18 protein-coding genes are annotated in these 21,393 nt (G+C 38.1%); 14 read left to right on the top strand and 4 right to left on the bottom strand.

The window, feature by feature from the left end; all coding sequences use genetic code 11:
- The first annotated feature begins 15 nt into the window (after window positions 1–15).
- A complete protein-coding gene (gene uup / locus I6F45_RS00820; protein WP_010552661.1) occupies window positions 16–1,929 on the top strand; it encodes an ATP-binding cassette ATPase Uup in 1,914 nt (637 codons plus the stop codon).
- An 11-nt stretch (window positions 1,930–1,940) separates the two neighbouring features.
- Window positions 1,941–3,686 (top strand): DUF3466 family protein, encoded by a 1,746-nt coding sequence (locus tag I6F45_RS00815; protein WP_024589193.1) that lies wholly within the window; start codon window positions 1,941–1,943, stop codon window positions 3,684–3,686.
- Between the two features lie 121 nt (window positions 3,687–3,807).
- Here the strand turns inward: I6F45_RS00815 and I6F45_RS00810 are convergent, their stop codons facing one another.
- The gene (locus I6F45_RS00810) at window positions 3,808–4,314 is read right to left on the bottom strand and encodes a DUF2062 domain-containing protein (protein ID WP_007586895.1); all 507 of its coding nucleotides are present in this window, start codon (window positions 4,312–4,314) and stop codon (window positions 3,808–3,810) included.
- On the opposite strand from I6F45_RS00810, the gene I6F45_RS00805 reads away from it, so the two are divergent.
- Genes I6F45_RS00805 through tcdA form a run of 7 tightly spaced genes read left to right on the top strand, consistent with a single transcriptional unit; the run spans window position 4,294 to window position 11,755 of the window.
- Entirely contained in the window at window positions 4,294–6,561 is a 2,268-nt protein-coding gene (locus tag I6F45_RS00805; protein WP_197159440.1) for a DNA internalization-related competence protein ComEC/Rec2, read from the top strand. The two genes, I6F45_RS00810 and I6F45_RS00805, sit on opposite strands and share 21 nt — an antisense overlap.
- Before the next feature lie 60 nt (window positions 6,562–6,621).
- Window positions 6,622–8,367: a lipid A export permease/ATP-binding protein MsbA gene (msbA, locus tag I6F45_RS00800; RefSeq protein ID WP_165740983.1), complete on the top strand. Its 1,746-nt coding sequence runs from the start codon at window positions 6,622–6,624 to the stop codon at window positions 8,365–8,367.
- Window positions 8,364–9,344 carry a tetraacyldisaccharide 4'-kinase gene (lpxK, locus tag I6F45_RS00795; protein WP_165740984.1) on the top strand — a complete coding sequence of 327 codons (981 nt, stop codon included), beginning with the start codon at window positions 8,364–8,366 and terminating at the stop codon, window positions 9,342–9,344. The genes msbA and lpxK overlap by 4 nt, the downstream gene beginning before the upstream one ends.
- Window positions 9,334–9,531, top strand: coding sequence for a Trm112 family protein (locus I6F45_RS00790; protein WP_002961789.1), 198 nt, complete (start codon window positions 9,334–9,336; stop codon window positions 9,529–9,531). The genes lpxK and I6F45_RS00790 overlap by 11 nt, the downstream gene beginning before the upstream one ends.
- On the top strand, window positions 9,519–10,280 hold the full coding sequence (gene kdsB / locus I6F45_RS00785; RefSeq protein ID WP_010552668.1) for a 3-deoxy-manno-octulosonate cytidylyltransferase: 762 nt from the start codon (window positions 9,519–9,521) through the stop codon (window positions 10,278–10,280). The genes I6F45_RS00790 and kdsB overlap by 13 nt, the downstream gene beginning before the upstream one ends.
- A complete protein-coding gene (locus I6F45_RS00780; protein WP_165740985.1) occupies window positions 10,277–10,957 on the top strand; it encodes a TIGR01621 family pseudouridine synthase in 681 nt (226 codons plus the stop codon). The genes kdsB and I6F45_RS00780 overlap by 4 nt, the downstream gene beginning before the upstream one ends.
- Window positions 10,958–11,755, top strand: a complete 798-nt coding sequence (gene tcdA / locus I6F45_RS00775) for a tRNA cyclic N6-threonylcarbamoyladenosine(37) synthase TcdA (protein WP_024603405.1) — start codon at window positions 10,958–10,960, stop codon at window positions 11,753–11,755.
- A 6-nt stretch (window positions 11,756–11,761) separates the two neighbouring features.
- Here the strand turns inward: tcdA and I6F45_RS00770 are convergent, their stop codons facing one another.
- From I6F45_RS00770 to I6F45_RS00760, 3 genes are all read right to left on the bottom strand, one after another.
- On the bottom strand, window positions 11,762–12,178 hold the full coding sequence (locus I6F45_RS00770; RefSeq protein ID WP_007586879.1) for a SufE family protein: 417 nt from the start codon (window positions 12,176–12,178) through the stop codon (window positions 11,762–11,764).
- A 33-nt stretch (window positions 12,179–12,211) separates the two neighbouring features.
- A complete protein-coding gene (locus I6F45_RS00765) occupies window positions 12,212–13,438 on the bottom strand; it encodes a SufS family cysteine desulfurase (RefSeq protein WP_165727882.1) in 1,227 nt (408 codons plus the stop codon).
- A 115-nt stretch (window positions 13,439–13,553) separates the two neighbouring features.
- Window positions 13,554–14,840 (bottom strand): citrate synthase, encoded by a 1,287-nt coding sequence (locus tag I6F45_RS00760; protein ID WP_007586875.1) that lies wholly within the window; start codon window positions 14,838–14,840, stop codon window positions 13,554–13,556.
- 420 nt (window positions 14,841–15,260) lie between these two features.
- On the opposite strand from I6F45_RS00760, the gene sdhC reads away from it, so the two are divergent.
- From sdhC to sucA, 5 genes are all read left to right on the top strand, one after another.
- Window positions 15,261–15,638 (top strand): succinate dehydrogenase, cytochrome b556 subunit, encoded by a 378-nt coding sequence (gene sdhC / locus I6F45_RS00755; RefSeq protein WP_076914908.1) that lies wholly within the window; start codon window positions 15,261–15,263, stop codon window positions 15,636–15,638.
- Window positions 15,629–15,976 carry a succinate dehydrogenase, hydrophobic membrane anchor protein gene (gene sdhD / locus I6F45_RS00750; protein ID WP_007586873.1) on the top strand — a complete coding sequence of 116 codons (348 nt, stop codon included), beginning with the start codon at window positions 15,629–15,631 and terminating at the stop codon, window positions 15,974–15,976. The genes sdhC and sdhD overlap by 10 nt, the downstream gene beginning before the upstream one ends.
- Window positions 15,977–17,749, top strand: a complete 1,773-nt coding sequence (gene sdhA / locus I6F45_RS00745) for a succinate dehydrogenase flavoprotein subunit (protein ID WP_007375750.1) — start codon at window positions 15,977–15,979, stop codon at window positions 17,747–17,749. It abuts the gene before it with no gap.
- A 10-nt stretch (window positions 17,750–17,759) separates the two neighbouring features.
- Window positions 17,760–18,476 (top strand): succinate dehydrogenase iron-sulfur subunit, encoded by a 717-nt coding sequence (locus I6F45_RS00740; RefSeq protein ID WP_007375751.1) that lies wholly within the window; start codon window positions 17,760–17,762, stop codon window positions 18,474–18,476.
- A gap of 94 nt (window positions 18,477–18,570) precedes the next feature.
- Window positions 18,571–21,390, top strand: a complete 2,820-nt coding sequence (gene sucA / locus I6F45_RS00735; RefSeq protein WP_165727883.1) for a 2-oxoglutarate dehydrogenase E1 component — start codon at window positions 18,571–18,573, stop codon at window positions 21,388–21,390.
- Window positions 21,391–21,393: the final 3 nt, after the last annotated feature.

Genomic DNA, 21,393 nt, shown 5'->3' with positions numbered 1-21,393 from the left:
GAGCAAATAAGAACTATGGATTTAATTAGAATTTTAAAAGCACAACTTGCTTTTGGTACGCATGCTTTGCTTAACAAAGCAGATGCCGTTATAGAAAGTGGCGAAAGAGTGTGTGTTGTTGGTCGAAATGGCGCGGGTAAGTCAACTCTATTAAAAGTGCTTGATGGCGAAGTTGTATTAGATGATGGTGAAATAAATCAGCTAGGCGGGATTAGAATTTCTCGTTTAGAACAAGATCCACCAAAAGGCGCAAATGGCACAGTATTTGATTATGTTGCGCAAGGTATGCCTGAGATTGCAAACTTACTAATTGATTTTCATCATGTAAGTAATGAGTTGCAAACAGTGTGTACTGATAAGTTATTAAACAAGCTTGAACGTTTATCAAATCAACTAGAAGCGGCTGATGGCTGGCGCTTTGATAGCCGAATTCAATTAGTGCTAACACAATTAGAATTAACGCCAGAAGCTAAACTTGAGTCTCTTTCTGGTGGTTGGTTACGTAAAGTAGCACTTGCACGTGCACTTGTCAGTGAGCCTGATTTATTATTACTTGATGAGCCAACAAACCATTTAGACATGGCAAGCGTCATGTGGCTTGAGCAATTTTTAAAAGAGTTTAAAGGCGGAATCGTATTTATATCGCATGACCGTGCGTTTATTCGCGCTGTTGCTACGCGTATTTTAGATTTAGACCGTGGTAAGCTTATTTCGTACCCTGGTGATTACGCTACGTACTTAGAGCAAAAAGCCCATGATTTAAAAGTTGAAGAAAGCCAAAATGCATTGTTCGATAAGCGTTTAGCCGAAGAAGAAACATGGATCCGCCAAGGTGTTAAAGCGCGTAGAACGCGTAACGAAGGACGTGTTAGAGAGTTAAAACAGCTTCGTACAGAGCGTAAGCAACGTGTTGACCAAGTTGGTAAAACTGATTTCAATATTGAAACAGCAGATCGCTCTGGTAAGTTAGTATTTGAAGCTCAACATCTTTGTCATGCATTTAAAGACAAAGTTATTGCTGATGATTTTTCTACACTGGTAATGCGCGGTGACAGAATCGGTCTAGTAGGCCCAAATGGTATTGGTAAAACAACACTATTAAAGCTAATGTTTGGTGATTTAGAACCAGATAGCGGCATAACTAAGCAAGGTGTTAATTTAGAATTTGCTTACTTTGACCAATATCGTGAAAAGCTTGATGAAGAAGCAACAGTTCAAGATAACGTTGCCGAAGGTAAACAAGAAGTGATGATGGGCGGACGCTCACGTCATGTTTTAGGTTACCTGCAAGACTTTTTATTCCCTCCAGCACGCGCTCGAACCCCTGTTAAAGCACTCTCTGGTGGTGAAAAAAATAGACTACTATTAGCTAAACTGTTTTTAAAACCGTCTAATATCCTTGTTCTCGATGAGCCAACGAATGACTTAGACATTGAAACGTTAGAGTTACTAGAGGACATCATTAATCAATACCAAGGTACAGTGCTGATTGTAAGCCATGACCGTGAATTTATTGATAATACATGTTCAAGTGTATGGGCGTTTGAAGGTAACGGTAAAGTTACAGATATTGTAGGTGGCTATAGCGACTATGAGGCTTACGTTAACTATTTAGCTGAACAAGAAAAAAAAACGCAGCAGCAACCAGTAAAAAAAGTTGAAAAAGTAGTCGCTCCAGTTGCTAAACCTGCAGCTAAAACAAATAAACTCTCTTACAAATTAAAACTTGAATTAGAGCAACTACCGAATAAAATGGAAAAACTAGAAGCTGAAATTGAAGCTCAACAAGCTGTAGTTAGTGACTCAGACTTTTTTAAACAAGAGAGTGATGTAACAACTAAAGCATTGAACCATTTGGCACAACTTGAGTCTGACCTTGAAGCTGCGCTTGAGCGCTGGGAAGAACTTGAAGAATTACAGAATCAGTAGTAAGGACTAAAATGAAATATAAATTACTCGCTGCCAGTATTTTAGCGACATTAAGCACTTCAGCAACAAGTGCTACGTACCAGTTAAGTGAATTAGGGACTCTTGAAGACGCTAAATATTCTTATGTAACAGATGTAAGCGAAAGCGGGCATATTATTGGTTTCGCAAATGGTTTATACAATTTACCTATTGATATCAGCTATATAGATTTTACTGAAAATATTATTGAAAATAGCTACGATAATACAGAGGCTGCATTTGATTTAAGTGATAAAGAGATTACCTTTACACTTGATGACATTGAAAATAATGATGCAGTACTTACTAATTCTGATGCACATACTTTCATGGTTAGTTTTTTATCTTCAATTTCTACAAATTTTGAATATCAAAAATTAAGCTCATTAGTTGGCATAAAGTACAATGACACACAAGTAACAGAGCAACCGTTATTTGATGTTGCATCTGTTGATTATGATGGCTTAACGCGTTCAACTATTAACCTTTTTAATGCTGTAAGTGAAGACGGCGTTACTGTTGGTTGGGGCGGTGCTCCTTACGATAAAGTGTCTTTTACACCTGATGGTGAAGATGATGCAGAAACGTGGTTCACACATGAGTTTATAGAACGTGGGATTGTAATAAGTGCTGATGGCAGTATAAGTGTTGAGTTAGAGCCTGAGTTTAATGAATACGGCGGCACAAGCCGCGCTAACGATATAGTCAAAACAAATAGTGGTTACACTGTTGTAGGTAATATCTCTACAAGTATTCCTGATGACAGACAAGATAATATTGATGATAACTGTGATAATGAAGACGAACCAACGTCAGTGTGTATCAACTTATTAAATTCTAATATTTCACGAGGCTTATTTAATAAGCGTGCTGTTAAATGGGAACTTGATGAATCGTTAAATATTATTTCTGTTGAAGAGCTTGGTATGGCACTTACACCTGATGAAGGTGAAACGGAAGATGACGCATTTACGAGTACTGCTTTAGCAGTGAACAACAACGGTACAATTGTAGGTTCATCAAATACGCGTTATTACAAAAATGATGATACGATTCTTACAATGCCAGTCTATTTTAAAGACGGTGCAGTCACTGACTTTATTAATCAAGAAGACGATTGGCAGGCTGGTAAATCAATCGCTATTAATGATAATGATGTAATTACAGGTTATGCGACAAAGCGTATTGAAGGCACTCTTCGTAATAAATTCTTCTATCATGACATCGAAACAGGTAATACAGTTTTTCCAACTGATTATTTTTCAAGTTCAAGTTCTTATGGCAACGATATAAATAATCAAGGATATATTGTAGGCGAAGGGGAAGTGGGTGTATCTGATAGTTCACGACTCAAAGAAGCCTTTATTTACAAAATTGGTGAAGATAAAATCACTAATTTGAATGATTTACTGCCTTGTTATGACACTGATGGCGAAACTGACTACGCTTACTCAATGGTTGAAGCAACAGCTATCAATGAAAATAATGAAATATTTGGTACTGCGACTAAGACAGTTGAAAAACTTGATTCTTTAGGCGGTGTTGTAACTGATATCAATGGTGAAATTGAATACGAAAGTATTGCAGTTGCAGTTAAGTTAACGCCAATTGCAAATGGTGAAGTAGAAAACTGTGCTCCAGTAGAAGCAGAAGTGTATGAGCGTAACTCTGCTAGCTTTCCTTGGTATACATTATTGCTATTACCATTAGTTGGCTTAAGACGTATATTTCGCTTTTAAAGTTTACTAATATTGATTATAAAAAAAACCAACTTAATAAAGTTGGTTTTTTTTCGTCTATAATATTTTATAAGATTAGAATTGCCATGAATCTTATAATTATTATTTAGCTTTAACGCTACTAATTATTTCGCGATAACCATGCCTTTTTAACAGAACGACGCCAAATAATATCAATACCAAAATAGCCGATAATTGATGCAATAGAAGCACATACTAACGAACCTAGTAAAAATGCAGGACCAATAGTTTCTATGCTCTCTAGAAACCAAGACCAACTAGCTTCAAATACAAAGTGTTGCTCAGGCTGATTAAGTATTAATGTACCCACTAAGTATGAGCCATAAAAAATAGGTGGCATAGTTAGAGGGTTTGTAAGCCATACTAGTGCTACTGAGATAGGTAAATTAACTCTAAATAATATAGCGCCGGCTGCTGCTAAAACCATTTGAAAAGGAACAGGGATGAAAGCAAAAAATAACCCGACTGCAAATGCACCTCGAGCAGAACGTCTATTTAAATGCCAAAGATTTGCATCTTGTAAAAGGCGTCCAAATATTCTTAGTGATTTATGATGTCTAATTTTATTTGGATCAGGTAAAAATCTTTGGATCGTTTTTTTAGCCATTTAAAGCAACCATTTACATCAGTGTGGATAAGTCTTGGGTTTGTAATTGGCTGTATAGCAACCGTATTTTATTATCAAACTCTCGAATTTACAGTATTCACAATTTTCATTGTAATAATGAGCGCTTATTTTAAGCCGTTTTCAAACGTATTGTTAGGCTTTATTTGCGCAATTTGCTTTGTCGGACTGCATTTTTACCTATTTTATAGTTTTGAAATACCAAAACCGGATGAAAAGTATGCACTTGATTCTACATTAATTGTTGAAGAGGTTATTTCTGACAAAAAACCTCAATATATTAAAGTTAAAATAGTGGCATTAGAAGGGAGTAATTTCTCGGATTTTAGAGCACCCAAAGCAATGCTCAGTGTTAATTCTGCACAGTCTTTAATAGTAGGTGATGAATTTTCTGCTTTAATTCATTTAAAACATTTTCGTAGTAATAAAAATTTTAATGTATTTGATAATGAACGTTATGCTTTTATAAGTAGAATATTATTTAAAGGTAAAGTACTTAATAAAAATCTTAATATTATAAATAGCGACAAACAAAGCATAATTTTAGATTATCAACACTTCCTTAAAAACACTTATACGGATACAAAACTACAGTGGCTCTATTATGCATTGCTTAGCGGTGAAAAATCTTTGATGAGCTACGCTGATAAACAATTAATGCAATCTCTTGGGCTAAGTCATTTACTTGCTATATCGGGGTTACATATTGGTTTGATTTTTAGCTTCGGTTATCTATTTACTCGATTCATTTTTGCAAAGATTAATTCTTCGATTGGGCAATCATCCAACCTGACTCTTTATTACAGTTCATGCGGATTTTTAGTAGCCTTGGTTTATGTATACTTAAGTGACTTTTTAGTATCTGCAACGCGAGCGCTTATCATGCTGGGTTGTTATTTATTATTGTATTTTCTTGCTAAGCAGCCGCTGCGTTGGCGGAGCATTTTATTTGCCTTGGTTATTGTTCTTATTGTTAACCCATTTAATTTACTCAATCCAGGTCTCTACTTTTCATTTTTAGCTGTTGCTATCATTTTTACAGTTATTAATAAATTACCAATATTAAACACTCGCATAAAAAATAAAGTTATTTCACTGTTTGTTATTCAAATAGCGTTATTTATTGGTTTATTGCCACTTTCACTCTATTTTTTTAATGGGGTAAGTATTGCGGGTTTGATAATAAACTTAATTGCTATACCGCTGCTTTCAATCATTATCTTACCTTTTTTAATTGTTTTTACATTACTGAGTATTTTCTTAGATATAAGTATTTTAATAAACCTGTTTGATACTGGCTTATATGCGCTATTTAAATTGCTTAATGAAATACCAGAATCGTTAAGGTGGATAACGACTGGCAGAATTGACTCAATATTTGTCGTTTTTACTTATATTATTATGTTGATGGTTTATTTTCTTCCTTATAAATGGCTCGCTTTTATTCCAGCAATAACGCTTTTATTAAATTATTGGCTAACAGAAAAGTCTAAGTGGCAACTACATGTATTTGATGTAGGGCATGGACTGATGGCATTAATTGAAAAAGATGAACAAGTGCTTATTTATGATTTTGGCCCCAGTTATTTCAATCGCTTTAGCCGTACGCGAAGTATTTTATTGCCTTATATTAAAGCAAATAATTTAACAGTGAAAACGGCGATTCTAAGTCATGAAGATAATGATCATGCTGGAGGATTACAACATTTCATAGATGCTGGCTTTGGTGAAACATTACAACAATTTCATCCTAAAAATACACATAATGTATGTGAAGTCATAAACATTGATTTTGCTGGATTAAAAGTACAAAGCTTTAGTACAAAAGGGTTTGGAAATGAAAATGATGATTCATGCATTGTTAGGGTATCAGATAATACTCATAGCGTTTTACTTACTGGTGATATATCAAAAGCGCGTGAAGCATCGTTATTAGCGGATAATACATCATTAAAAAGTACAGTAATGTTAAGCCCGCATCATGGCAGCGATACATCCTCAAGTGTTAATTTTATAAATAACGTTGCTCCCCAAGTAGTCATTCATTCAAGTGCCTATAAAGGGCAATGGGAATTCCCCAAGGCCATTGTCGTTGAACGGTATAACCAAATAAATGCCCAGCAATTTACGACAGGCGTTGAAGGGCAAATTAGTATTAAATTTTATGCAAAGAATTTGGCTATAGAAACAGCAAGAGGGCAGGAAAGTTACTGGTTTATCAAAGATTGACGTTTAGTTTTATCTCATCGGAGGATACAATACAGATTGTTTCTGTATTTAGAGAGTGTTATGGATCAAAGTACTACACAAATTTATAAACGTCTTGTCTCATATGTTGGCACCTACAAAAGCGTCGCATTTGTCGCAATTATTGGGATGATAGGCTATTCAGCAATGGATGCTTTATTTATTCAATTAATGAAGCCGTTTATTGATCAAGGTTTGAACCAGCGTAATACAGAAGTTTTAAAGTACGCTCCTTTTGTCGTTATCGCGTTAGTTCTAGGGCGTGGTGTTTTTAACTTTATGTCTTCTTACTGCTTAAGTTATGTAGGCTCCCAAGTTGTACGCTCTTTACGCCAAGAGTTATTTGAGCACATATTGCACTTACCCGTTTCTTTTCATGACAAAAACTCAACGGGAGATTTAATTTCAAAAATCACATTTGATACAGAACAAGTTCAACAAGCGATTACTAAAGCCTTGCTAATAGTTGTACGTGAAGGGGCATTTGTTGTATTTTTACTTGCGGTAATGTTCTATACCAGTTGGCAACTATCACTGATATTTTTAGTGATCATCCCACTTGTTGCTATTATTGTCGCCGTCGTCTCTAAACGTTTTCGCCACATTTCTAAAAACATTCAATCTGCCATGGGGCAAGTTACCCGTAGCTCAGAACAAATGCTGAGCGGACATAAAGTTATTCATGGTTTTGGTGGTCAAGATCAAGAGATTAATCACTTCTCGAAAATTAATAATCATAATCGTCAGCAACGTATCAAAATGGACGCAACTAAAGCGCTTAGTGTGTCTATAATTCAAATTTTAGCGGCAAGTGCCATGGCAGTTATTTTGTGGGCGGTGTCGTTGCCATCAATGATTGATACGATTACATCTGGTGACTTCATGGCATTAATTGCCTCAATGATGATGTTATTGCGTCCGCTAAAACAACTTGCCAATGTGAATAGTGATATGCAACGTGGTATCTCTGCAGCGCAAAGTATATTTTTAGTTTTAGACGAAGAAATGGAAAAAGATACAGGCACTGTTTCGGTTGATAAAGTTAAAGGTTTAATTGAAGTTAAGAACGTAACCTTTAAGTACCCAACGAAAGATGAAGCCGTATTAAACGATTTGTCGCTAAAGATTGAGGCGGGTGAAAGTATTGCTTTAGTTGGGCGCTCAGGCTCAGGTAAGTCCACAATTTCTAACTTGTTACCACGCTACTATGACTTAGAGTTACCGAGTGAAATATTACTTGATGGTATAGCCCTGCAGGATTATAAATTAACTGATCTGCGTCGCCAATTTGCTTTAGTGTCTCAGCAGGTCGTGTTATTTAACGATACGATTGCTAACAATATTTGTTATGGCATAAAGCACGATGTGTCTGTTGAAGAGTTAGAACAAGTTGCCAAACAAGCGCACGTGTGGGAATTTGTTAAAGACCTGCCAGAGCAATTAAACACCATGGTAGGCGAAAATGGGGTAATGCTCTCAGGTGGTCAACGCCAGCGAATAGCGATAGCGCGTGCAATATTAAAAGATGCACCTATTTTGATTTTAGATGAGGCAACGTCAGCACTTGATACCGAATCTGAAAAGCTTATTCAGCAAGCGTTAGAAACGCTAATGAAAGATAAAACCTCTATTGTTATAGCACATCGCTTATCTACTATTGAAAACAGTGACCGAATTTATGTTATTGATAACGGTCGTGTGATAGAAAGTGGCGATCATAGTAGCTTATTAGCAAATGACGGTACTTATTCAGCACTTTGCAAAATGCAGTTTGGTGATCAGGCGTGAGCAAAATAGAGCAAAGCTGGTATAAACCATTTGGTCTAATTACTTTATTGTTATTACCATTAAGTGCTTTGTTTTGGGTTGTATCGGCATTTCGAAAACTCTTGTACAGCGCTAAAATACTTAAACCTTTTGAGTGCAAAACGCCTGTTATTGTAGTCGGCAATATAAGCGTAGGCGGCAATGGTAAAACACCTTTTGTTTTGTGGTTGTATAGTCATTTAACACAGCAAGGTTTATCAGTGGGTATTATTAGTAGAGGTTATGGTGGGCAATCAGATAATTACCCGCTGTTAGTCACTTCAGTTGTAGATGCTCAGCAGGCTGGAGATGAGCCTGTGCTTTTATACCATCGTTTAAAATGCCCAATAGCAGTTGGCCCTAATAGACAACACAATATCGATTTATTAGAAAAAAATCATACGCTAGATGTCATTATTTCTGATGATGGGATGCAGCATTATAAAATGCCTCGTAGCATTGAGTGTTGTATTGTTGATAGTGAACGCCGCTTTGGTAATGGTTTTGTTATGCCCGCAGGGCCACTACGCGAAACAACTAAACGCTTACAAAGTGTTGATATAGTAATTGAAAATGGCGGTCAGGCTAATAATAGCTACGTGCTGCAAGTAAGTAACCTTCGCTTAGTTAATTCAGGTGATGATGCAAAACATACGGTAACTCACGCACATGCAATAAGTGCAATTGGGAACCCTAAACGGTTTGAAAACTCATTAGAAGCACAAAATATTAAGCTATTGTCGACTCATCACTTTAGAGATCATTATGCTTATACAGCAGATGATTTTATTCAGTTTGGTGATGATTGCATTATAATGACCGAAAAAGACGCGGTTAAATGTAAGTCCTTTGCAAAACCTAATTGGTATTATTTACCTATAGATGCAGAGCCTTCCGATAGCGTAATAAACACATTAAATTCATTATTAAAAGAAAAAGGAATACTCAATGGCCTTTGATACAAAATTACTCGAGATAATTGCCTGCCCAGTTTGTAAGGGTAAACTACGCTTTGATAGAGAAAACAACGAACTAATTAGTACTGCAGCTAAGCTTGCTTACCCCGTTCAAGATGATATTCCAGTATTGCTTGAAAACGAAGCACGTGAGTTATCTTTAGAAGAGGTTGAAAAGTGGAATTCGTAGTTGTAATTCCTGCACGTTTTGCATCAACCCGACTACCGGGTAAGCCGCTTGCTGATATTTGCGGTAAGCCAATGGTTCAACATGTTTACGAAAAAGCATGTTTATCAGGTGCAAGTAAAGTGGTTATAGCAACCGATCATCAAAAAGTGTTTGATGCAGTAAGTTTATTTACTAGTGATGTTGTAATGACTCGCGAAGATCACCAATCGGGTACTGAGCGTTTAGCCGAAGTAGTTGATTTACTTGATCTCGACAGCGATACAATTGTGGTTAATGTACAAGGCGATGAGCCCTTACTTGCGCCAGAAAATGTATCCCAAGTTGCTGCACTATTAAGTGATTCAACAGCACCAATGGCAACGTTAAGTGTTGCTATTGAAGAGCGTGATGAAGTATTTAATCCTAATGCCGTTAAAGTGGTTAGCGATATAAATAAAAATGCGCTGTATTTTTCTCGTGCAAGTATTCCGTTTGATAGAAGCACAATGATGAATGACAGCAGTGCTCTTAATTTAGCGCCATTTCAGCGCCACGTAGGTATTTATGCGTACAGAGCGGGTTTTATTAAACAATATATAGAATTGAGCGTATCGCCACTTGAGCTACTTGAATCGCTTGAGCAGTTACGTGTGTTGTATCATGGTTATAAAATCAAAATAGAGCAAGCTCAAATAGCACCCCATGCTGGAGTTGATACGCCCGATGACTTAGCTAAAGTGATAGCGCATATTAAAAGTAAAAACGTGTGAGTGAGCAAGTAAGTAAAATATTAAAAATCATTTTTACACATAACGATTTTTATATTTTAGAAAAGCCAGCGGGTCTTAATTTTCATTCAGAAGATGGCCCCGGCTTTGTTGTGTTAGCCGAACAACAATTATCGCAAAAGCTTTATGCCGTTCATCGTTTAGATAAAGTGACATCAGGGCTGATTATTTTAGCGCGAAACAAAGCCGCTGCGGCCAGCTTTACTGTTATGTTTACTGAGCATGCGATTGCTAAATTTTATTTAGCGGTTAGTGACGCTAAACCGAAAAAGAAGCAGGGGTGGATCAAAGGCGATATGGCTAAATCTCGCCGTGGCTCGTTTAAGTTACTAACGAGTAAGCTGAATCCTGCAATTACCCGATTTTATTCGCTAAGCTATAAACCTGGGTTTAGAGGGTATATTTTAAAACCTTACTCAGGAAAGACGCATCAATTAAGAGTGGCACTAAAAAGTGTTGGCTCACCTATTTTAGGCGATGCAATGTATTCAGGCACGCCATCAAATCGTACCTATTTACATGCATATGCGTTGAGCTTTTTATGGCAAGGTGAACAAATACAGCTAACTTTATTACCCGGTAATGGTGATGAGTATTTGGCGTTAATTAAACATCAAGATTTTCAAGCATGGCAGTCGCCATGGCAACTGGATTGGTAAATGAGCGAAAAAGTTACAGATATACGTTTTGGTGGTATTAAACGTTTATATGGTCATCAACAGTTTGATTGGCTTCAAGAAGCACATTTTTGTGTAGTAGGGATTGGTGGTGTAGGGAGCTGGACAGCAGAAGCACTTGCACGTACTGGTGTTGGTAAAATAACATTGATTGATTTGGATGATATTTGCGCGACTAACGTCAATAGACAAATTCATGCGTTAACGGGCACTATTGGTCAAGCTAAAGTAGATGCAATGAAAGCGCGCTGCGAGCTTATTAATCCAGAGTGCCAAATTAATGTAATAGATGACTTTATTACGCTTGATAATATTCAAGAGCATATTCAAGGTTTTGATTATGTGATTGATTGTATTGATGCAGTTAAAGAAAAAGCAGCATTAATTGCTCACTGTAAACGTAATAAACTACCTATAATTACAACTGGTGGTGCTGGCGGGCAAACAGATCCTAGCCAAATAACTTTTGGTGATGTAGCTAAAACTACGCAAGACCCATTACTTGCAAAAGTACGTTATATTTTGCGTAAGCAGTATAATTTTAGTAATAATCCTAAACGTAAGTTTAATATTGATTGTGTTTACTCAACAGAGCAATTGGTTTACCCAGGAAGCGATGGCAGCGTATGTCATGCTAAGCAAAGTGCTGATGGCTCGATGAATATGGATTGTAATAATGGTTTTGGATCTGTGACTATGATCACAGGAAGCTTCGGCTTTTTTGTTGCGGCAAAAGCGGTGCGTAAATATCTAGATAAAAAACAACGCTCGCAAGCTTAGTTTTTGCTAACTAAGCTTTTGTTGTGCCATGGTTTGTATTTTATCAACCATGGCTTTAATACCATTACCACGTGATGCGCTTAAGTGGCTTATAAGGCCGAGCTTTTCAAATTCTTCATACGCATTTTTATTCACTACTTGCTCTGGTGTGAGGCCATTGTAAAGCGCTAAAATAATGGCTAATAATCCTTTTACTATACGTGTATCTGAGTCACCAATTACAACAAGTGTATTTTCTGTTAAATCAAATTCAACAAACATCCATACTTTGCTTTCACAGCCCGGTACAAGTGCATCATCAGTCTTCAAAACATCAGCTAAAACAGGTAAAGTTTTTCCTAAAAGCATTATCTCACGATATTTTTGCTGCCAAGCGGGCGCATTTTTTATAGATTCTGTGACTTTGTTAAACGTATTTGTCATGAGTTATCCTAATTAATTCTATTAAAGTGACGTTTAGTCCAGTAAAGCGATACATTTTTTAAGTGAATCAATGAATATATCTACATCTTCATAGGTATTATAAAAACAAAAGCTCGCTCTTAGCGTTCCATTAAGCCCTAAATGTGTCATTAATGGCTGTGTACAATGGTGTCCACTCCTTACTGCAACCCCGTACCCGTCAAGTAAAGTTGCCAAATCATAAGGATGTTCATCATTTAAGTTGAAGCAGAGTGTACCAATATTGTCAGATAGGTTGCTATATATTGTAATACCATCAACCTTTACCAATTTTTGAGCGGCATAACTAAACAATTTTTGCTCATATTGCTGAATTTTTGCGTGATCTAATTCATTTAAATAGTCTAATGCGGCACCAAAGCCTAAAACTCCAGAGATATTTGGTGTTCCAGTTTCAAATTTTGCAGGCGCAGGACGATAAGTACTGTGAGTTAAGTACACTTTATCGATCATTTCCCCACCTGATTGGTAAATATCAAGGGTATTTAATTGCTCATATCGACCATAAAGTACACCTAATCCTGTTGGGCCGAGCATTTTATGGCTTGAGCAGACATAAAAGTCACAGTTTAATTCACGTAAATCGGGTTTTAAATGCAGTGCACCTTGTGCACCATCGACTAAAACAAGAGAATTGACGTCTTTTGCAGCTCTAATTAGTGGTTTTAAATCGGTGATATTACCCAGTGTGTTAGATGCTTGTGTAATAGCTAATAGGGCTGGTTTTGTTTCTTTTATAAATTCACAGCATTCTTTGGTGTTCAGCGTGCCATTTTTATTTAGTGGAAGCGCTATTAATTTAGCACCCGTTTGTTGACTCACTATTTGCCAAGGCACTATGTTTGCATGATGCTCAAGCGGAGATATCATTATGGTATGACTTTCATTTAAGCGCTTTTTTAATCCGTTAGCGACCAAGTTAATGGCTTCTGTAGCACCTTTAGTCCATACAATCTCTTTACTAAATACATTGAAATACTGTGCAGTTTTATCCCGTACTTGTTCATATGAATAAGTTGCTTGCTCGCTAAGTGTATGGCGTCCACGGTGTACATTAGCGTTTTGAAACGTATAGAATTCAGTAATTGTATCTATAACTGATTGAGGCTTTTGTGAGGTTGCTGCTGAGTCTAAATAAACAAGCGGGCAGCCGTTTATTGTTTGATTTAATGTTGGGAAGTCGTTTCTAATTTTATTTATATCAAACTTTAAAGCAAGCATGGCTCATCTACATAGTGTTTTTAAGGCAGGAATTGTAATCGGTTTATGATAATTCTCAAGTGTTGTTAATAAAAAAGGCCGCAAAATGCGGCCTTTTTAAACTAACCAACGTTAATTAACGCTTGTCAGTTGATACGTAGTCACGTTGAGTGTAACCAGTATAAAGTTGACGAGGACGGCTGATCTTATGACCAGGTTGAGATAGCATCTCATCCCAGTGAGTGATCCAACCAACAGTACGTGCCATTGCAAAGATTACAGTGAACATGCTTGTTGGAATACCAATCGCTTTTAAGATAATACCAGAGTAGAAATCTACATTAGGGTATAGTTTTTTCTCTACAAAGTATGGGTCTTCAAGCGCAATTTGCTCAAGCTTCATAGCAATATCAAGAAGTGGATCTTGGATATTCAGCTCAGCTAAAACTTCGTGACACGTTTGACGCATTACTGTAGCGCGTGGGTCAAAGTTTTTGTAAACACGGTGTCCAAAGCCCATAAGGCGGAACGGGTCAGCTTTATCTTTAGCTTTAGCTACGTATTCATCGATACGGTCAACAGAGCCAATCTCTTCTAACATGTTTAAACATGCTTCATTAGCGCCGCCGTGAGCAGGGCCCCACAAAGATGCAATACCAGCTGCAATACATGCATACGGGTTAGCACCAGATGAACCAGCAAGACGAACTGTTGAAGTTGATGCATTTTGTTCATGATCTGCATGAAGCATAAAGATTTTATCCATCGCTTTTGCAGTTACTGGATTAACTTTATATTCTTCAGCAGGTACAGAGAACATCATGTGTAAGAAGTTTTCTGCGTAGCTTAAATCGTTACGTGGGTATACAAACGGTTGGCCGATATTTGTTTTATAAGCCATTGCCGCGATTGTTGGTAACTTAGCAACAAGCTTAACTGCGCTTGTTTTACGTTGTTCAGCATCAGTAATATCAAGGTCTTCATGATAGAAAGATGATAATGCACCTACTACGCCACAAAGCATTGCCATTGGGTGAGCGTCAAAGCGGAAACCTTGGAAAAAGTTAGCAATTTTCTCGTCAAGCATAGTGCTTGTAGTGATTTCATTCTTAAAAACTTCATATTGTTCTTTAGAAGGTAACTCACCATTTAAAAGTAAGTAACAAAGTTCAATGTAGTTTGAGTCTTCAGCTAATTGCTCAATTGGGTAACCACGGTGAAGTAGTACACCTTTACCACCATCAATATAGGTGATTGCAGATTCACAAGAACCAGTCGACATGAAACCTGGGTCATAAGTAAAGTGACCGTGTGAACCTAACGTACGTACGTCGATTACATCTTGGCCAGCAGTGCCTTGATAAATTGGAAGTTCGATTGGATCTAGTCCATCAATTTGGACTGTGGCTTTTTTATCTGCCATCGTTATGTATCTCCTATTAAGATATCTATTCTGATTTTTAGATTTTAAAGTTCTGAAATCTGTTTTAAGCACATCTTCTCATTTTAACGTGAAAGAGGGGGTTAAAGTCAATTTTTATAAACATTATGCATATATGTATAATAAATATTCGGTATTAATTAAATATAATACTATTGGCTAATTCGCAAACATCTCTAAATAAACAAGAATTGTAAAAAGCCCTGTGGGTATATATACTAACGGTGGTTTTAAACCGTATTGTATTTGGGTAAACATATTCTTAACAGCTTAAAATTTACAGGTTTGTGAACTTTAATTGTTTTGGTACGTTTATTTTGATAGTTCCATCAGTAATATTTGGTGGGTTTTTAGAAAAACAAGTAGATGAGCTCCACTGTGAGCAAAGATGGGCAAGTAACTGTGAAAAAGCAAAGACCTGTAAATCTAGATCTAACAACTATATCTATGCCGGCAACGGCTAAAGCTTCAATTTTTCACCGCGTCACCGGTGTTGCATTATTTTTTGCTTTAACGTTTGTCATTTGGGCTTGGTCTGAGTCTCTCTCTTCAGCTGAAAGTTTTGAATTCGTCAAGGGTCTGTTTAACGGATTCATTGCCAAATTTATAGCTTGGGGCACTGTTTCTGTATTAGGTTATCACCTTATTGGTGGTATCCGTCATATGATTATGGATATGGGACATTGGGAAGAACTTGAATCAGGTAACCTCAGCGCTAAAGTTTCAATGGCTCTTGGTGTTGTGTTTGCCGTATTGGCAGGGGTGTGGATATGGTTTTAAATCAAGCAACTCTAAAACGTGATGGTGTACAAGATTTCGTATCTTTACGTACCACGGCATTAATAATCAGCGCTTACGCGATTTTTATTATCGGCTATTTTTTAGCGACGCCAGAAGTCACTTTCGAAGCCTGGACAGGCCTCTTCTCTAACCTAGCAATGAAAGGGTTTACGTTAATTACCCTTGTTTGCATTATGGTTCATACCCGCATTGGCCTTTGGCAAGTTCTTACAGACTATGTTAAGTGCGCAAAGCTTCGTGCAGTTTTAGGTTTTGTATTAAACCTAATGGCCGTTGCTTACGTAGCTATTGGTCTAATCGTATTATGGGGTGTTTAAGTGAAATATTCTGTTCGTGAATTTGACGCCGTAGTAATTGGTGCAGGTGGTGCAGGTATGCGCGCTGCTTTAGCAATTACAGAATCTGGCAAAACGTGTGCATTAATATCTAAAGTATTTCCAACGCGCTCACACACTGTATCTGCTCAAGGCGGTATTACGGTTGCGCTTGGTAATTCACACGAAGATAACTGGGAATGGCATATGTACGATACCGTTAAAGGTTCCGATTTTATCGGTGACCAAGACGCTATTGAATACATGTGTCAAACTGGCCCAGAAGCTATTACCGAATTAGAAAACATGGGTTTACCATTTTCTCGTTTTGAAAATGGCCGTGTTTACCAACGTCCTTTCGGTGGTCAATCGAAAAACTTTGGTGGTGAACAAGCCGCACGTACTGCAGCAGCTGCTGACCGTACTGGTCATGCTTTATTACACCTTCTATATCAACAAAACGTTAAAAACAAAACAAATGTATTCTCTGAATGGTATGCACTTGATTTAGTTAAAAACGATAATGGTGATGTAGTAGGGTGTACTGCAATTGAGATTGAGACAGGTGAAGTTACCTTCTTCAAATCTAAAGCTGTTGTATTAGCTACTGGTGGTGCAGGTCGTATATTTGCATCAACCACTAATGCTCACATTAACACTGGTGACGGTGTTGGTATGGCAACACGTGCTGGTATTTCTATGCAAGACATGGAAATGTGGCAGTTCCATCCAACGGGTATCGCAGGTGCTGGTACGCTAGTAACTGAAGGTTGTCGTGGTGAAGGCGGTTATCTTTTAAATAAAGATGGCGAACGCTTCATGGAACGTTACGCACCAAACGCAAAAGACTTAGCGTCTCGCGACGTTGTTGCACGTTCAATGATGACTGAAATCCGTGAAGGTCGTGGTTGTGATGGTCCTTGGGGTCCACATCTTAAGTTAAAACTTGACCATTTGGGTGAAGAAACACTTAATTTACGTCTTCCAGGCGTATGTGACCTTGCTAAAACATTTGCTCACGTTGACCCTGCAAAAGAGCCAATTCCAGTAATTCCAACTTGTCATTATATGATGGGTGGTGTTCCTACTAATGTAAATGGACAAGCGCTACAAATCGATGCTCAAGGCAACGAAACAGTAGTTCAAGGTTTATTTGCAGTAGGTGAGATTGCATGTGTATCTGTACACGGTGCAAACCGCTTAGGTGGTAACTCATTACTTGATTTAGTTGTGTTTGGTCGTGCTGCGGGTAACTTCTTAGGTAAGTACCTAAATGACGTTGAAATATCTAAAGCTGCTTCAGAATCAGATTTAGAAGCGTCTCTTGCACGTTACAATCGTTGGGAAAATTCAACGGCTGGCCAAGGTGAAGATCCAGTTCAAATCAAAAAAGACCTACAACAATGTATGCAGCTTAACTTCTCGGTATTCCGTGAAGGTGACTCAATGGCTGCAGGTCTTCAAGAACTTAAAGAAATTCGCGAACGTCTGCAACATGCTCGTCTTGATGATAAATCATCAGACTTCAATACGCAGCGTATCGAATGTCTTGAACTAGATAACTTAATGGAAACAGCTTACTCGACTGCAGTAGCTGCAAACTTCCGTACAGAAAGCCGTGGTGCACATTCTCGCTTTGACTACCCAGATCGTGATGACGAAAACTGGTTATGTCACTCAGTATTCAATCCTGTAACGGATGAAATGAGTAAGCGTGATGTAAACTATGCGCCTAAAACGCGTGAAGCTTTCCCACCTAAAGCACGTGTTTACTAGGAGATAGACGATGGCACAAGTACAATTTTCAGTTTATCGTTATAATCCAGATGTTGACAACGCTCCTCGTATGCAAGAATACACCTTGCAAACAGAGGAAGGTCACGACATGATGGTGTTGGATGCACTTATTCTTCTAAAAGAACAAGATCCTACATTATCTTTCCGTCGTTCATGCCGTGAAGGTGTGTGTGGATCTGATGGTGTTAACATGAATGGTAAAAATGGTTTAGCATGTATTACTCCTTTATCTACGCTACAAAAAAATGGCAAAGGTAAAATCGTAGTACGTCCATTACCAGGTTTACCTGTGGTTCGTGACCTTGTTATTGACATGAGTCAGTTCTACACTCAGTACGAAAAAGTTAAACCTTATTTAATTAATGATCAGCCTGCAGCAGGCGAACGTCTTCAAACTATTGAAGAACGTGATAAATTAGATGGGCTTTATGAGTGTATTTTGTGTGCATGTTGTTCAACATCGTGTCCTTCGTTCTGGTGGAATCCAGACAAGTTCATTGGTCCAGCAGGCCTTCTTCATGCTTACCGTTTCTTGGCTGATAGCCGAGATACAGCAACTGAAGAACGTTTAGCGGATTTAGACGATGCGTTCAGTGTGTTCCGTTGTCACAGTATCATGAACTGTGTTAGCGTTTGTCCTAAGGGTCTTAATCCGACCAAAGCAATTGGACAAATCAAATCTATGTTACTAAACCGAGCGGTTTGATAGCTTAGTAAAGGTAAGATGGCTGATATTAAATTATATTAGCCATCTTGTTATAATAACTATTAATTTCTGCGCTAAAAAAAAGGGCTTATAAATGCACGAAGGTGTGATGAAGGCATGGCTAGAATCTTCACATTTAAACGGCGGCAACGTTGCTTATGTAGAAGAGCTTTATGAAGCGTATTTAGACGATGCGACTTCTGTGCCAGACGAATGGCGAGAAGTGTTTGAACAATTACCTAAAGTTGATGGTGTGGATGTTGAAGTAAAACATTCAGAGGTTCGAGCACAGTTTGCACAGCTTGCAAAAAACAAGCATAGAGAAGTAGTGGTAGCAGAGGGTAGTGGCGGTGACCTTAAACAGGTTAAAGTTCTACAACTTATTAATGCTTTCCGTTTTCGTGGACACCAAAATGCAAACCTAGATCCATTAGGTATTTGGCAACGAGAGCGTGTACGAGATTTAGAGCTAGAGTACCACGACCTATCTTCAAGTGATTTTGACCGCGAGTTTAACGTAGGGTCGTTTGCCGTAGGGCGCGATACTATGCCTTTAGGTGAACTATACCAAGCACTAAAAACTACATATTGTGGTTCAATTGGCGCTGAGTATATGCACATCACATCAACAGAGGAAAAGCGTTGGTTACAACAGCGTTTAGAATCTGTCCAGTCTAGGCCAAAATTCTCAAAAGATGAAAAGCTACGTATCCTAAAAGGTCTTACGGCTGCTGATGGTCTTGAAAAATATTTAGGGGCTAAGTTCCCAGGTGCTAAGCGTTTCTCACTCGAAGGTGGCGATGCGTTAGTTCCAATGCTAAAAGAGCTTATTCACCGCGCTGGTGAAAGCGGCCAACAAGAAGCTGTTATTGGTATGGCTCACCGTGGTCGTTTGAATGTTCTTGTGAATGTACTAGGTAAAAACCCATCAGAATTATTTGATGAGTTTGCCGGTAAACACAAAGAGACATTAAGTTCTGGCGATGTTAAATATCACATGGGTTACTCATCTGACTTTGCTACTAAAGGTGGCAACGTACATATGGCGCTTGCGTTTAACCCATCTCATCTTGAAATTGTAAATCCAGTAGTTATGGGCTCAGTTCGCGCTCGTCTTGATCGCTTAGGTGATAGCTCTGGTATTAAAGCTCTACCAATTACAATTCATGGTGACTCTGCAGTTACTGGTCAAGGTGTTGTACAAGAAACATTTAACTTGTCACAAACTAATGGCTTTAGCTGTGGTGGTAGTATACGCATTGTTGTAAATAACCAAGTAGGTTTTACAACGTCTAAACAAGATGATGTACGCTCAACTGTATATTGTACTGACATAGCTAAAATGGTTCAGTCACCAATATTTCATGTTAATTCTGATGATCCTGAAGCTGTTGCATTTGTTACACAGCTTGCACTTGATTTCAGAAACCAGTTTAAGCGCGACGTAGTTATCGATTTAGTGTGTTACCGTCGCCATGGTCACAATGAAGCTGATGAGCCTAATGCAACTCAGCCTGTCATGTACCAAAAAATTAAAAAACATCCAGTTCCACGTTTAATTTACGCTGATCAACTGATTGCAGAAGGCTCTTTCTCTGAACAAGAAGTTAAAGCTCTAGCAGATGATTACCGTAATGCATTAGATGAAGGCAACTGTGTTGTTTCAGAAATACAGCCAGAGACTTCGCATTCTTCAGATTGGGCTAAATATGTTGGCCACGAGTGGAATGTTGATTACGACGCGAGTGTTTCTGTTGAAAGACTAAAAGAACTGGGTGAAAAAATTGCAACTTACCCAGAGCAATATGTTGCTCAATCTCGTGTTAAAAAGATTTACGATGATCGTAAGTTAATGGCAAGTGGTGAAAAAGCGCTTGATTGGGGTATGGCAGAAACACTTGCTTATGCAACAATTGCGACAGAAGGCACTGACATTCGTTTAACTGGACAAGATTCTGGTCGTGGTACATTCTTCCATCGCCATGCTGTTGTTCATAGTCAAACTGATGGTGCTACGTACACTCCTTTAGAGCACCTAAGTAAAGACCAAGGTACTTTTCAAGTATTTGATTCGGTTTTATCTGAAGAAGCCGTTGTTGCTTTTGAGTATGGTTATGCAACAGCAGAGCCTACATCACTAATACTTTGGGAAGCGCAGTTCGGTGATTTCGCCAATGGTGCACAGGTTGTATTTGACCAATTCTTAAGTTCTGGTGAGCAAAAATGGGGCCGTTTATGTGGTCTTACAATTTTGTTACCGCATGGCTACGAAGGTCAAGGACCAGAGCATAGTTCAGCGCGTTTAGAGCGTTTCTTACAACTATGTGCTGATCACAACATGCAAGTGTGTGTTCCGTCTACTCCGGCACAAGTTTACGCTATGCTTCGTCGTCAATCAGTTCGACCACTTCGTCGTCCACTGATTGTAATGACACCTAAGTCGTTACTTCGTCACCCTCTTGCTACTTCATCACTTGAAGAGCTTTCACACGGTGTTTTCCATAATATGATCGATGAAATTGATGATATTAACCCGGAGAAAGTAGAACGTGTTGTATTTTGTAGTGGTAAAGTTTACTACGAACTATTACAAGAACGTCGTAAGCTTGAGCAAGATAATGTTGCAATTGTACGTGTTGAACAGCTATATCCGTTCCCGCACGATGAAATGAAAACAATTATAGAGCGCTACCAACACGTAACTGATTTTGTATGGTGTCAAGAAGAGCCACAAAACCAAGGTGCATGGTACTGTTCACAACATCACTTTATTGATGCAATCCCACAAGGTGCTAAATTAAAATATGCAGGACGTAAAGCATCTGCATCACCAGCGTGTGGTTACATGTCAGTACATACTAAAGAACAACAAGCGCTCGTTGCCGACGCGCTTACTATAGAAAATAAAGGATAAGCA

Origin of the sequence: Pseudoalteromonas sp. SWYJZ19, from assembly GCF_015864375.1 — a bacterium.
GTDB classification, from domain to species: Bacteria; Pseudomonadota; Gammaproteobacteria; order Enterobacterales; family Alteromonadaceae; genus Pseudoalteromonas; species Pseudoalteromonas arctica.
Note: the sequence above shows the minus strand (reverse complement) of the source record. Positions and strands in the feature narration are given on the sequence as shown.

Excerpts from the sequence above, each read along its gene's own strand:
- uup (WP_010552661.1), top strand. The coding sequence starts at position 16 with ATGGATTTAATTAGAATTTTAAAAGCACAACTTGCTTTTGGTACGCAT.
- I6F45_RS00815 (WP_024589193.1), top strand. The coding sequence starts at position 1,941 with ATGAAATATAAATTACTCGCTGCCAGTATTTTAGCGACATTAAGCACT.
- I6F45_RS00810 (WP_007586895.1), bottom strand. The coding sequence starts at position 4,314 with ATGGCTAAAAAAACGATCCAAAGATTTTTACCTGATCCAAATAAAATT.
- msbA (WP_165740983.1), top strand. The coding sequence starts at position 6,622 with ATGGATCAAAGTACTACACAAATTTATAAACGTCTTGTCTCATATGTT.
- I6F45_RS00790 (WP_002961789.1), top strand. The coding sequence starts at position 9,334 with ATGGCCTTTGATACAAAATTACTCGAGATAATTGCCTGCCCAGTTTGT.
- tcdA (WP_024603405.1), top strand. The coding sequence starts at position 10,958 with ATGAGCGAAAAAGTTACAGATATACGTTTTGGTGGTATTAAACGTTTA.
- I6F45_RS00770 (WP_007586879.1), bottom strand. The coding sequence starts at position 12,178 with ATGACAAATACGTTTAACAAAGTCACAGAATCTATAAAAAATGCGCCC.
- I6F45_RS00765 (WP_165727882.1), bottom strand. The coding sequence starts at position 13,438 with ATGCTTGCTTTAAAGTTTGATATAAATAAAATTAGAAACGACTTCCCA.
- I6F45_RS00760 (WP_007586875.1), bottom strand. The coding sequence starts at position 14,840 with ATGGCAGATAAAAAAGCCACAGTCCAAATTGATGGACTAGATCCAATC.
- sdhD (WP_007586873.1), top strand. The coding sequence starts at position 15,629 with ATGGTTTTAAATCAAGCAACTCTAAAACGTGATGGTGTACAAGATTTC.
- I6F45_RS00740 (WP_007375751.1), top strand. The coding sequence starts at position 17,760 with ATGGCACAAGTACAATTTTCAGTTTATCGTTATAATCCAGATGTTGAC.
- sucA (WP_165727883.1), top strand. The coding sequence starts at position 18,571 with ATGCACGAAGGTGTGATGAAGGCATGGCTAGAATCTTCACATTTAAAC.